This window comes from Paenibacillus sp. FSL R10-2736, assembly GCF_038000245.1.
Lineage (GTDB): Bacteria > Bacillota > Bacilli > Paenibacillales > Paenibacillaceae > Paenibacillus_AQ > Paenibacillus_AQ phytohabitans.
Map to the genome: position 1 here is coordinate 6,363,108 of NZ_JBBOBN010000001.1, position 13,406 is coordinate 6,376,513.

A 13,406-nucleotide genomic window follows, 5' to 3' on the forward strand; every position below is an offset into this window, starting at 1 on the left:
AAGTATTAAAGCGTTTATATGGAGCTGCGCCAAAGCGCTGCCATATATCAGGGCCCATGCATAGAGAGCGGTATTGAATTCTTCCTTCTTTCATTAGGCCAGCCGGGAACGGACTTCCTCATCATACAGATGGCACGCGGTCAAATGTCCGGCCCCTGTCTCCTGCAGCGGCGGTCTGACATTACGGCATACCTCCATCACCCTGGGACAACGTGTATTAAAAGCACATCCGACCGGCGCATTCGCCGGACTCGGTACCTCACCCTGCAGAATGATCCGTTCCTTGCGGATATCGGGATCGGGCTCAGGAACTGCGGACAGCAGTGCCTGCGTATAGGGATGCTGCGGATCGGCATAGAGCTTATGCTTATCGGTGACTTCAACAATCCGTCCCAGATACATGACGGCAACACGGTCGCAGATATGCTTCACCACGCTGAGATCATGGGCGATGAAGATATAGGTCAATCCGAATTCCTTCTGTAAATCCTGCATCAGGTTAATAACCTGTGACTGGATCGATACATCCAGTGCAGATACAGGCTCATCGGCGATAATCAGCTTCGGCTGGAGCGCCAGTGCTCTGGCAATCCCGATCCGCTGGCGTTGTCCGCCGGAGAACTGATGCGGGTAACGCTGCAAATGCGCTTTAGCCAGCCCGACTACATCCGCAAGCCGTTCTACTTCGGCCCGGCGCTGCTTGGCATCGCCTACTCCGTGCACGATCATCGGCTCTTCAAGAATACGCTGTACGGTATTGCGCGGATCTAAGGATGAGAACGGGTCCTGGAAAACAATCTGCATCTCCCGGCGCCGCCTCCGCATCTCCTCTATAGATAGCTTCGTGATATCCTGACCTTCGAACCAAACCTCTCCCGCCGTGGGCTCAATCAGCCGAAGCAAGGCACGGCCGGTTGTGGATTTACCGCAGCCGCTCTCTCCAACCAGGCCAAAGGTCTCACCTTTGCTTACCGAGAAGGAGATATCGTCCACAGCCTTGACATAGCCCTGCGCGCGATTGAAGAACCCTTTGTTGATCGGATAATACTTCTTAAGGCCCTTGACCTCTAGCAGGCTCTCACTCATACCGCATCCTCCTGTTGACTTTCATGCAGCCAGCATCTGCAGCTGTGCTGTTCCTCCTGGAGCGTAAGCTTCGGAAGACTTTGACGGCAGATATCCATGACATCAGGGCAGCGCGGCGCGAACCGGCAGCCCTGCATTTCTTTGCTGAGAATCGGCACATTGCCCGGAATAGAATACAGCCGTTCCCTGGTTTCATCCATCCGCGGTACAGATTCGATCAGCCCCCGGGTATACGGATGCAGCGGATTCTTGAAAATATCACGTACGCTGCCTTCCTCCACTACCTTGCCGGCATACATAACCGCAACACGGTGGCACATCTCCGCTACAACACCAAGATCATGGGTAATCAGCATAACTGCGGTACCCTGTTCTTCGTTAAGCCGGCGGATCAGATCCAGAATCTGTGCCTGAATCGTTACATCAAGCGCAGTCGTCGGCTCATCGGCAATCAGCAGCTCCGGACTGCAGGAAATGGACATGGCGATCATTACACGCTGGCGCATGCCTCCCGACAGCTGATGCGGATATTCATCAATAATGGCCTCCGGCCGGGGAATGCCAACCTTGCGGAGCATCTCTACAGCGTGCTCCCGGGCCTCCTTCTTGGAGAGGCCGCGGTGCAGGCGTACGGTTTCTATAATTTGCTGTCCGACCGTGAACAGCGGATTGAGCGAAGTCATCGGTTCCTGAAAAATCATCGAGACCGAGTCACCGCGGATCTTACGCATTTCTTTCTCTTTGAGCGGGACAAGATCACGGCCCTTCAGCAGGATACGTCCACCCACGATTTTTCCCGGGGGATTCGGAACCAGCTTCAGAATGGACAGGGAGGTTACGCTTTTACCACAGCCGGATTCGCCTACCACACCCAGAACCTCACCCGGATTAATGTACAAATCAACACCGTCAACTGCAGGAACTTCACCGCGGTCGGTAAAAAAGTGGGTGTGCAAATTTTCAATTTTTAGAATGGGCTGGATCAAATCTCTACCTCTCTTCTACTTAAAAATTGAACAAAGGTCAAATGACAGGATAGAAAATATATTTAAAAAGTTAGATATATTAACGAATACCTGACATGACACGTTACAATAATCCGCTTAAATACACATTGTTGTTATTTAATGTATAACTTACTATATATACCCCGACTAGACAAGGAAAATTTGCGCATATAACTAACACGAGTGTTTTGGTATGAATAATTACATGCCCAACCTGTGTAAATACCTATATATAAAAAGAAAAACTGCGCTATTTATATAGCGACAGCCATTTCTCGAGCTGATTTCTGAGAACTTCCCGGTAGTAGACCGGCTCCATAATCTCAGCTTCTTCCTCGTATCTCATAATCCAGTGAACAAAGCCAATATCCTGCTCCACCGCAACCTTAAAATGCAGACAGCGGTTCTGGCGGTCCACCCTGCTGGGCTTCACAAACATCTCCTCATGCTTAAGCCTCTCCATCATCCGTTCCGAGAACTTGACTTTGAATTCTACCTGCAGACTATCCTGGTCCAGAGACCACTTCTGCTCCATAAAAGCCTGTAAATCAAATTTATCCTTGGAGAACCAGCTGTCCAGCGGCTTCACACTGGAAAACCCGTTAATATGAAAGGTGCGGATGATCCCGAAGCGATGACAAAACCCAATCAAATGAAAACGATTCTCCAACGGGACCAGGCAGTAGGGATCAATCTTGATACCTTTTTCTTCGTATGCATTCTCACTGTAGTCCGCCTGTATACTGCGCTGCTTCATCACGGCATCCAGAATGCCGGTCAGATAGAATGGCTGATCTCCATGAGATCCGCTTCTCTCCATCCAATGCTGACCCGCTTCCTTCTTCGCGCTCTCCATCGTTTCTTCCCTTTCTGCCTTTTGCTTATATTCTGCGGCCATCACTTTCTCATAGGCGTCTTCAAAATCCGGGGGCAGTAAAGGTTTGATATCCGTCATAATACTGCGCAACTGTGAAAATGCGGCTGCTTCTTCTTCTGACCAATCCAAAGGGTACAGTGCAAAATTACCGATAAAAGCATATCCCTTACCGTGTCCCATATGGGTAATGGGGATATGCATGGCACTGAGCGCATCCATATCCCGGTAAATCGTTCTCTCACTGTTGCCGCATCGTTCCGCCAGCTCACGGGCCAGAATTCCCGGTTTGGCTTGAACTAGCGTAATAATGCGCATCAGCCGGATTAATCGGTCTGTCATTTTCAGTTCTCCTTGATTCATGGTAAAATAGACCCATTATTTTTAAATAAACTAGTTATATATATCTATAACCAAGGATGTAATAACCGAGATAAGAAAATATAATAGAACTATTTTACTATATTACCACATTTATATATTACACGATTCGTTATCTATTTCTGCGAATTGGATTCAAATTTTAACCTATATGTATGATCACTGCCTATTGTATCCCTGCTGCATTCCTTACATTTATCTCGTTACAACCTTTCCCAAGAGAGTCATCTCCACCTCAAGCTGCTTATAGAGTGCTTCCGCTTCCTTTACAAGCTGCATATCGCCGGAACGTGCAGCGAGCAGCAGCAATTTATCCGCCTGACGCCGCAGCTTCTCCGTGGAGACCTGCTGCTGATTTTGGGCTCTGGCCACTTCCCTTTCTGCTAATAATCCCTCCATTTTGAGCAGTTCTACATGCTTCTCAACATGAAAACAACACTGAGCGCCCAGTACATCCGTATGATGTGAATATTCCATTCCGAGCTTCTTGAGCGGCAGCTCACGTATACGTTCTACCGTGGGCTGTCTGTATTGCCACTGCAGCCAAAGCGCCTCATGTATGCCTGCAGGCATGCCTGACATCGTAAATTCCAAAGCAATAAACCTGCGTTGCCCGGAATGGATTTTGCCCAGCTTCAGCAGCAGTGAGCGTCCTTCTCCTTCTTCTGCTGTACACCCGTAGCATCCGGTCACCGTAACGTGGCTTTCCAGCCATACGCGCAGCTCAATCTCCCGGGCTACAACCTTTCGGCTTTTCTTGCGGAATTCCTCTCCTTGTGACACTCCTTTCCACTCCACGAGCAGGATAATATTCTTCGCACCTCCTGCTAAAATCCGATCCTGGCTCCAAGTAAATATGGGCTGAATACTTGCTTGCATATTTCCACCTCTTTCTTTTTTTGGGTCTTCTATTAATGTACCAATAATGGCGGACAACTCCTTGTCATGGAATATATGTTCGGTCCTATAATATCGACAAAAAAAGAGCCAACCTACCACTAAAGGTAATTGCCTCTTTGCGAAAGTCTATTATTTTGTCAAAATATGACGAACACAGTTTTGCGCATTATAGGCTTCTTGCCCGGTTAGCTGATTTTTCTTCCTTAAAGAAAAAGCCCAGCGCCCACTTGGCACACAGCAGCGAGAAGAGGAAGAACAGCAGTGCCCACAATATAGCCGGCAGCGGCGTTAATCTGGCCAAATTTGCTGCATCCCCCGCACGGGAAGGCGTCAGTACCGAAGCCGTTACCAGAAACAGCGTCCCCATTACGGACTCCTCCAGAGTCAGAAATGCAAGAAATAAATAATAATATTTGCTGACCTTCGGCCAAAGGAACAGCATAGCGGCATTCAGCAGAATAAAACCGCTCAGCCAAATCATCCCAAAGCCGCCCCGTACATAGAGCACCAGCATCACCAGCGCAACACCGCTGGCCATAATCAGCCCCCACTGCCGCTTGTCTCTACTATATAGATAGAAGAGCAGCAATGAGAATAGTGAAGCCAGAGGATAACCGGCCAGCGATACAAGAATTGCCCTCCCCCCTGCGGCAATCGCTGAATAGGTTACACCGCTATGGTCGGGATGCAGCTCTATCCGCAGCACACTCCCCGAGAGCAGCAGGGTTACCAGCGCATGGCCGAATTCGTGAAACATCGTATCCAGATTACGGAATAAGGATGAGAACGGAATAAACCGGGTCAACAGTGCAGAACCTGCCAGAAACAACAACGTTTTGAGCCATTTATTCACTCGAAGCAGCTCCTTTCCGTTCAAAGTATACGTTAATTTATGTGCACACTCAATATAATAGAAACCTTCATATGATTTGTGCTGTATTACACATATGGTTACCTGCATAGACAGGAAGGGTAATTATTCCTAAAGCTGCCCGCACTGCCCAAATCAGGACCGGCTATGATAAAATAAGAATACAACAAGCCTATAACAGGTGGTGATCAGTAATGAACAAACGCGCAACAAGAAATATGATAAAGCTGCTGGGGTCGGCCTTGCTGCTGCTCGGGATTTCTTTCACTTATGATATCCCTGCGGCCAAAGCCAACTATTTCACTGATTTATATAATGGACTACAGAGCTTCTCGGAGCTGCCCGGTGAAGTCAACAAACTGCAGGAGAGCTATCAGCAGACGGCGGAGGAACTGCAGAAAACAAAGGCGGAGCTTGGAACGGCAGTGGACGAGCTGGGGCAGACAAAAGACCAGCTGGACCAGTCTCTGCAGCAAATGGCGACCTACCAGGCCCAGAATGCCGCGCTGCAGGAACAGAACCGCCAGCTCAGCCAGGTCGTCGATGAACTGAAGAATGACCGTACGGCAAGGGAAAATTACTATAACCGGATCAAGGTGACTGTGATCACCGGACTTGCTCTTATCCTGGGTTATTTCCTGCTGATCCGGCTGCTGCGCTTCACCATGCGCCACCGTTCCAGAAGAAGCGACCGGCTGCGTTAAGGCCGGAGGAAGAAGCGCATGTACACGGCACTGCACGAGGGGAGCATAAGGAATGAATGTTGATGTCCAGGATGAAGGCGACAGCGGCAGCGGACAGGCCGTTGCTTTTACCGTCGCAGAGAATGAAGAGGTTCATGTGCTCCATCCGCAGCAGATTATAGCCTATCAAGGCCCCTCTTCAGGACGGGCGGACCGGCTGATGGATGTGAAGGGCATGTACCGCAAACGGAAGCTGATCCGCTCGGATATCACCGGACCCTGCCGGTTCGTAGCGGCATTGCCGCCCGGTTACCGGGTCAAGACGCTGCAGCTCGACGGCAAGAGCGATCTGCTCTATGATTTCAGGCATCTGTTCTTCTACAGCAAGGGAGTCACCATGCAGACCAGAGTGCTGAATATGAAGAATATGCTGATTACCCGGGATATCGTCAAGGTGAAATTCTCCGGACATGGCAGCATCGGCATTCTGACAGAAGGCACGGTCTGTGAAGCCGAGCTTGACCCGTTTGATCCGCTGTACGTCGATGCCGGCAGTATTATTGCCTATCCCGAGAATGCCCGGCTTGAGCTTACGGTCTACGGCAATCATCTCGCCAGCCAGCATATGAGCTATCACTGGAAGATGACCGGCCACGGGCCTGTGCTGTTCCAGGCCGGACGCCAGAGCAGGCGTTTTCAGCGGGATAATAATGAAGACGGCATTATCAAACGCTTCCTGCGTGAGGCGTTGCCGTTTGGCGGAGTATTTATCAAGTAAGCCTGCTGCCGGGATAACCGGCCATACTGCAAAGAGCGCCCGTGCGGATACCCACGGGCGCTCTTCTTATATACTATTGTTACGGTTTAAGCCAGGTAAGCGTTCAGCATCCAGGATGTTTTCTCGACGCTTGTTCTAATACCGATCAGCAGGTCAGCCGTAGGCTGGTCGCTAAGCTCTTCGGCAGCAGAGATCGCCTGCTTCAGCTCTTCGGCTACGGCAGTGAAGTCCTTAACCAGCTGCGCTACCATTTCCTTCGCGCTTTCGCCGCCGGTTGCTTCCTTCAGTCCGGAGAGAGCCAGATATTGTGTCATTGTGGAAGCAGGTTGTCCGCCAATGGCGAGCAAACGTTCAGCCAGCTCATCCACATAACCGGCAGCTTCATTGTACAGCTCTTCAAATTTCTCATGCAGCGTGAAGAATTGTGCTCCGCTGACATACCAGTGGTAATGATGCAGCTTCACTCCAAGCAGCGTCCAGTTCGCTGTCTGACGGTTCAGGGCAGCATGCAATTCAGTATGGCTTTTAACTTGTGTACTCATTCTAATAACCTCCTGGGATATGTGTTTATTTGTTATTGTATTTAGACTCATTCTAAATCTATATACAATTTAACACAGATTACGCCTTAATGCAACTCTGCTTTATGATATAGGGTTACTGCAAATTCTAGCATTCCCCTTTCGGAACCTCCTATTATTTCGGTCACAATGCTGTAAAATCTGCTATATTGACACAAATCACTTCACCCGGCAGAGAAGCTCACATTTATCCTAAACCGATGTGATATCTGTCTCCGCCGCCTTCCCCTTCCCGCTCCGGAAGATCGCCCGCATCTCGTCCCGTTTGGTCTTTGGGCTGAGTACATATACTGTATCACCCGGTTCAATAACCGTGCTGCCATGCGGCGTCACGATGCTCTTGTTGCGGATAATCGCGGTGAACAGGATATCATCCGGCAGCCCGATCTGCGCAATCTGCATCCCGGCAATCGGCATATGCCGGTCAATCCCGATGTGGTTAAATTCGGAATCCGTCTTGCCAAGAGCCACGAGCTCCATCAGCGACGGCTGGGATGCATCCTCCCGTCCTACCAGTCTAAGCCGCGATGCCAAGGGCGAAATGGTCGTTCCCTGAATGACCGCCGAGGTCAGGACTACGAAGAAAACAACATTGAAGAACAGCCGGCCCTGCGGAAGCCCCGCGAGCAGCGGGTAGGTCGCAAGCACAATGGGGACGGCGCCCCTGAGTCCGGCCCAGGAGATCAGTGTCTTTTCGCGGAAGGAGAACTTGGCAAACAGCAGACTGATGAATACACCCGCAGGTCTTGCTACTACCATTAGAATAACGGACAGCAGAATGCCCTGCCAGGCAATATCCGCCAGCTCCTGGGGAAAGACCAGCAGTCCGAGCAGGATGAACATGGCAATCTGCATCATCCAGGCAAAGCCGTGATTGAAATTCATGATCGTACGGTGATACATCAGCTCGGAGTTCCCCAGCACCAGCCCCATGACATAGACGGCAAGCAGACCGCTGCTGTGGACCATCGCCGAAACCCCGTAGGTCAGAACCGCAAAGCCGATGGCCATCACCGGGTACAGCCCGGTGGAGTCCAGATTGATCCGGTTGATCAGATATGTAGCCAGCTTACCGATAAGAATCCCCAGCAGGAGACCAATCCCCATCTCCCAGAAGAAGGAGAGCACCAGACTCCAGATTGCAGTATCAGGATGCTGTATCCATTCGATCAGGGAGACGGTGAGGAATACCGCCATCGGATCGTTGCTGCCTGATTCTGCTTCGAGTGTGGAGGTCAGGCGTTTATCAATGTTTTTGCCGCCCAGTACTGAGAACACCGCAGCCGCATCCGTCGAACCGACAATCGCCCCGAACAGGAAGCTCTCCGCCCACGGCACGCCTAATATAAATCTGGCAAAAACACCGACAACCCCCGTTGTCACAAGCACACCTGCCGTAGCCAGCGACAGCGCCGGCTTCATGACCGGACGGATATCCTTCATACTCGTCTGCATTCCGCCTTCAAACAGAATAACCACAAGCGCAAAAATCCCGGCGATCTGTGTTAATGAAGCATTGTTGAAATAAATGAAATGGCTGAGCACCATCCCGGCAGCGATAAACAGAACCAGTGCGGGCATTCCAAAACGGGTGGAGAATTTGGTGGACAGCACGCCTACCAGCAGCAAAGCCGCCAGCAGCAGAATAATTTGATCTGCAAGATGAGTCATCGATCCGGTTCACCCCTTTCCCATTCATACTTCGCAGCAAAAAACCCCGGTGGCTTCTTAAATCCACGGAGCTTATTATGCCGTCCTTTATTCTCTTGAATACACCTGCAGCTCCTGAATTGACCAATAGTTGCCTCCGGAACCTGTCTGCTGTATGCGGATATAACGGGTTTGGACCTGGGAAAAGGCAATTCTGGTCAACTCCAGTTTCCCTTTGCCGGATGCTACCTGTGTCCAGCTCTTGGCATCATCGGATACCTGGACGGTATATCCCCGCGGATAATCATACGACGATAAAGTATAAATCAGCTCTATGGCTTCTATTGCATGTACTGCACCTAAATCAATCTGGAAGTATTCACCTGATGCCTGATGTTTACCGGTATCCCAGCGTGTGCGCCGGTCTCCATCAATGGCACTCTCCGGCTTCGAGGCTGCCGTGTTCACATTAGACGTAACCTTCCAGCCGGTCCGGTCCAGCGGGACGAGTCCGGTTGCTGTAATCTGTGTCTTCTCTGACATGACGCCAGAGCCTGACACTCTTACCGCATAAGTATACAATGTGCCCTCCTGCAGTTTGCTGTCAGTGTACTCTGTGCTCTGCACACCCGCCGCAATCACTTTCAGTTCACTGCCCGGGCCGTCGGCCCGGAGCACTTCATAGCTTGCCCCGGGAGCCTCCAGCCAGCTCAGATGCATCGACAGCCCTTTGACTGCCGCGGCCTTGAAGCCTTGCGGCGCCACATCCGCTACTTCGGAAGAGGGCTGCAGAATGTACTGCACCGCCTCACCCGGAGCCAGCGTTTCGGTGAATTCCAGCACAGGTGTAGCATTCCTGCCCGACATATAGCTGCGTGCCTCTTCATAAGTATCTCCGCGGCCAAAGCGTTCACCCTCATATACGGTCTTCTCCGGCATGGTCACCTTCACTTTAACCGTCTGCTCGGTTTCTTCGAAATTGACAAAGTTCACAAGCAACTTGTTGGATGTGGCTCCGCTGCCTGCCAGAGGCTCAAGAGTAGAAGTGTCTACCGCCCGTACATACACCATTTTGTCAGCCAAATCATCTTTGTTCGTAATCTGGTAGCTCAGCGGCGCCCCGTGTGTGGCATAAGCCAGATCCAGCCGGCGCATAATACTTACGCGTGAGTCTTCACCTTCTTTGGTATAATAAATCTCTGTAGCTCCCGGATCATGCTCCTCCAGGTTGAAGCCGTACTTGAACAGACTGAAGTTCTTGAAGAAAGCGGCATGCTGCACAAACATATCGGCATATCCGATATGCCCCCGCATAATCCGGTCAAACACCGCCGCAGTCCGCTCGGATGCGCCGTATTGATAGGCATCCACATGGGTATCCGAAGTGCCGAATTCGGTGGTGAGCATTTTTTTGCTGAGGCCGTCAACCGCTCCCCCGAAGGTCTTCAGATTCTCTGTAAAGCTGCCTCCGTTGCTGAAAATGTAGGATTCCCCATAGGAATGCCCATTGGTCAAATCCGTAACTTCCTCCAGTTCATTCCGCTGCTCCGGGTCACGTTCCCAGCCGTCCGGATCGCCGCACTGCTTAAGCGTCCCCTTCTGATTGCCGCAGGAATCTTCGCTGTAACCCGGCCAGTATGCCCAGCCCGGGGCCACCGTCTGCAGATGTGGTGCGATCGTCTTGCCTTTCTTATTCAGCCAGTCGGCTATCGCCAGATTGACTGCTTTGGAACGGTTGAACAGTCCGGGCTCATTATCCACCTCATAGTACTGGAAATACTGGCCGTATTGCTTGAAATAATCGGTCAGCTTCTTCTCCGCATCATCCGGCAGTGAACCGTCTTCCTTGAGCTTGATATCACCCGTGTACAGATAGAGGGCAACAGCCTGCATATTATAATCCTTCAGGACCTCATAGTACTCTCCCATATTCTCACAGGATCTGCCCACATCGCTGGCACAGCTGGTCCGCATAATGTTGCCGCTGTAGGCTAAACCCAGCCATTTCATAATATAAGGCAAATGCGTAACGGCACCTTTGTCGAAATAGAACTGTTTGTTGTTGACCATGGTTCCGGTCAGTGTATAGCTCCCGTGAATCGGCTCCTTAACCGGAGTCTTCAGTGCTTCCAGACTAAGGTTATCCCATGTCCACCAGTTATACTTATCCTCCGCAGCCGAGGAATAGATCCCGCGCGCTGCCCGCAGCGTTAGCTCGTTGGTTCCGCTGATGAGCTGTTCTTTGGGAATGTACAGCTCATAGGTTTTGCGGAAATCATATTTACTGTCCGTACCGTCTACACCGGCAATCTGAATAATCCCTGACAGCTGCCGGTTGGAGAATACGCTCATCTGCGGTACAGATTTGTAGGCTTCAAGGATGCTGACACGAAATAAGACCCCGTTAACCGGGATCTTATCCAGCTTGTAGGTAATCCGCAGTTCAGGATTGGTAGCGCCGTGCAGCCCGGACGGGATACTCTGAAGCTCCGCCGTCTTCGCTGCGGCTGAAGCAACGCTGAATACCCCCTTGGCCCCGTTTGATCCGGCTGCTGCAAACTCTGCGGCTGAACCGTCATGCTGGCCAAGCTTCCATAGCACAGTCCCCTCCGGAACTGCGGGACCCGCATCCTTGGCCGCAGATAATTCCGACATGTCAACTTCCACCTCGCCGCTATTTGTCCCATCCTCTCCGAAGACAGAAACGGACAACAGAAACAAGATGATCAATGCTGCAAATTTTAGTAGTAGATGAATGGGTTTATTTCTCTTTGTTTTGAGTCTAGTCCTCATTCCCTTGTCCTCACTTTCTTCCAGGGTGGCTGTAATGTACCGGTTTCCGTAGAGCCGCATTCGTGATGACCAGCTTCATTCCTCAAGGAAGAGTCAGCGCGTTCTGGGGAATCACCGCCTGCTTCTGGCGCGGGCTTTGCCACATCAGACGGACGCTTGCGTCACCGTGATTCTCATAATACTCCACTTTAATATCGTAGGCAGTTGCGGCTGTAAGAGTTATACTTCCCTCCCGGCTGACACCGCTTTGCTTCTTCCAGCTGTCAATGATCAGCTTGCCGCCGATCCACACACGGATGCCGTCATCGGAAGAGGCTGTAAAAGTATACTTTTCACTGTAGACTGGCTTGATCTTACCGGTCCAGCGTACGGAAAAAGAGTCCTTGCCGATTCCCGGCGCCGGTGAATCCCCATGCCAGTTGAAGTCAATCCTGCTGTCATTCCGGGTAAGCAGCGGTTTGCCGGACAGCTCCGCATTGCCGAAATATTGCCCCTTGAGACCGTTGCGCGATACCGCAGTAAGTGTGTTGATCTGAGCATTCAGTGCCAGCTTGTAATCATCCCGTGATACGGTGTACTTATTGCTCATAAAGCTTTGAATTTTCTGGAGATTATTATTCTCGAGCAGCATTTTCCCCCATGTCATCGTATATACCCATTTACTCTGGGTTTGAGACAATATGACAGGGTCTGGAAGCTCTCCGCTCTCCCCGATACCGATGGGTTTGCCGTCAGCCAGCTTCAGAAGGTTCTCGTAATAGGATTGCTTAAAGTCATTGTTATAAATATCGGCTGCCAGTACATCCACCTTGGAGGCACCCGGATAATAATTGCTGTAAGGCTCTGCCCACTCGTTCGGTGCATTCGGGTTCCATACCCAGAGCAGGTTATTCAGCTTATGCGTGTTCACCATACGGTCATACACAATGTCCCACAGCTTGGCGAAGTTGTCCTTCTGACCCCACCAGAACCAGTTGCCGTTCATTTCATGATAAGGCCGCCATAAGACCGGCACCCCTGCATCCCGCAGCTCACCCAAATATCCGGCAACCTCATCCAGCTCTGCGATCAGGGCTTTGTACTGGGGTGTTCCGGGAGTAACGTAGGCGTCGAATTTGGCCTGGCTCAGGTTCATTTTCACATTAGTCCATTCGGGAGAGGTTCCCGGCAGATTCTGATGGAAGGTCATCGCCACAATGCCTCCGCCTTTGTACCACTTAATGGCACTGTCTACGACAGCTTGGCGCTGCCCAGCAATGGTCTCTTCGGACTGGTTGTTAATGGCTCCCAGCTCGTAGCCGTGCAGAACGGCATACTGCCCGCTTGCATTTTTAAGCTTATTATTGAATTCATCAGGACTCTCCAGATAATCATGCTGGCCGGAGATCATACCTTTGCCGCTGAGATCGGCAAGATAGCTTAACAGTGCGGTGGCTTCCTTGGAAGCGGAGGGATTAACGGGTTTGATTGGAGCGGCAGGAGTATTGACGGTACGTGCTACCGGAAGACTGCGCGCCTCCCCCCATGGCAGAAGAGAAAGGATAAGGATAATTGGAATAATTGTCGTATATAGCCTGTACTTACGGTAAGTGTTCAATATAATCTCCTTTCCCCGGGTCTCACTGCCGCCTTAGGCGTGCAGGCATGCAGTTCTCTCTTTAAGAGGCTGCAATGAATTACCCGGATGGTCTATAGCTTAGTAGCCCTGCTGATAAGCAGGGCCATTAAGATTGGACTTTATAGGATTTAGAATTGTAACGTCTTAACCAGTATCAGCGCCAATAATGAATACAGCTGCGGGG

At 50.9% G+C, this 13,406-nt stretch carries 11 protein-coding genes; 2 read left to right on the forward strand and 9 right to left on the reverse strand.

Features of this window, described 5'->3' with window-relative positions; genetic code table 11:
* Positions 1 to 93 precede the first annotated feature (93 nt).
* The 5 genes from NSQ73_RS27265 to NSQ73_RS27285 all read right to left on the reverse strand — a co-directional run bounded on the left by NSQ73_RS27265 (position 94) and on the right by NSQ73_RS27285 (position 5,101).
* Positions 94 to 1,086, reverse strand: a complete 993-nt coding sequence (locus NSQ73_RS27265) for an ABC transporter ATP-binding protein (protein ID WP_336101736.1) — start codon at positions 1,084 to 1,086, stop codon at positions 94 to 96.
* Entirely contained in the window at positions 1,083 to 2,072 is a 990-nt protein-coding gene (locus tag NSQ73_RS27270; RefSeq protein WP_042133986.1) for an ABC transporter ATP-binding protein, read from the reverse strand. Before NSQ73_RS27270 ends, NSQ73_RS27265 begins: the two co-directional genes overlap by 4 nt.
* A 271-nt stretch (positions 2,073 to 2,343) precedes the next feature.
* On the reverse strand, positions 2,344 to 3,309 hold the full coding sequence (locus NSQ73_RS27275; protein ID WP_076247430.1) for a helix-turn-helix transcriptional regulator: 966 nt from the start codon (positions 3,307 to 3,309) through the stop codon (positions 2,344 to 2,346).
* Positions 3,310 to 3,543: 234 nt separating this feature from the next.
* The gene (locus NSQ73_RS27280) at positions 3,544 to 4,227 is read right to left on the reverse strand and encodes a hypothetical protein (RefSeq protein ID WP_042133982.1); all 684 of its coding nucleotides are present in this window, start codon (positions 4,225 to 4,227) and stop codon (positions 3,544 to 3,546) included.
* 187 nt (positions 4,228 to 4,414) lie between these two features.
* Positions 4,415 to 5,101: a M50 family metallopeptidase gene (locus NSQ73_RS27285; RefSeq protein WP_340989018.1), complete on the reverse strand. Its 687-nt coding sequence runs from the start codon at positions 5,099 to 5,101 to the stop codon at positions 4,415 to 4,417.
* 212 nt (positions 5,102 to 5,313) lie between these two features.
* Between NSQ73_RS27285 and NSQ73_RS27290 the strand changes: the two genes are divergently transcribed.
* On the forward strand, positions 5,314 to 5,823 hold the full coding sequence (locus NSQ73_RS27290; RefSeq protein WP_042133980.1) for a hypothetical protein: 510 nt from the start codon (positions 5,314 to 5,316) through the stop codon (positions 5,821 to 5,823).
* Positions 5,824 to 5,875: 52 nt separating this feature from the next.
* A complete protein-coding gene (locus NSQ73_RS27295) occupies positions 5,876 to 6,580 on the forward strand; it encodes an AIM24 family protein (protein WP_042133978.1) in 705 nt (234 codons plus the stop codon).
* Positions 6,581 to 6,666: 86 nt separating this feature from the next.
* Here NSQ73_RS27295 and NSQ73_RS27300 read toward each other — a convergent pair whose 3' ends face one another.
* The 4 genes from NSQ73_RS27300 to NSQ73_RS27315 all read right to left on the reverse strand — a co-directional run bounded on the left by NSQ73_RS27300 (position 6,667) and on the right by NSQ73_RS27315 (position 13,201).
* Positions 6,667 to 7,122, reverse strand: a complete 456-nt coding sequence (locus tag NSQ73_RS27300; RefSeq protein ID WP_042133976.1) for a Dps family protein — start codon at positions 7,120 to 7,122, stop codon at positions 6,667 to 6,669.
* Positions 7,123 to 7,353: 231 nt separating this feature from the next.
* Positions 7,354 to 8,832 carry a potassium/proton antiporter gene (locus NSQ73_RS27305; RefSeq protein WP_042133975.1) on the reverse strand — a complete coding sequence of 493 codons (1,479 nt, stop codon included), beginning with the start codon at positions 8,830 to 8,832 and terminating at the stop codon, positions 7,354 to 7,356.
* Between the two features lie 87 nt (positions 8,833 to 8,919).
* The gene (locus NSQ73_RS27310) at positions 8,920 to 11,466 is read right to left on the reverse strand and encodes a discoidin domain-containing protein (RefSeq protein ID WP_340989020.1); all 2,547 of its coding nucleotides are present in this window, start codon (positions 11,464 to 11,466) and stop codon (positions 8,920 to 8,922) included.
* Between the two features lie 220 nt (positions 11,467 to 11,686).
* Positions 11,687 to 13,201 (reverse strand): glycosyl hydrolase, encoded by a 1,515-nt coding sequence (locus NSQ73_RS27315; protein WP_340989022.1) that lies wholly within the window; start codon positions 13,199 to 13,201, stop codon positions 11,687 to 11,689.
* Positions 13,202 to 13,406: the final 205 nt, after the last annotated feature.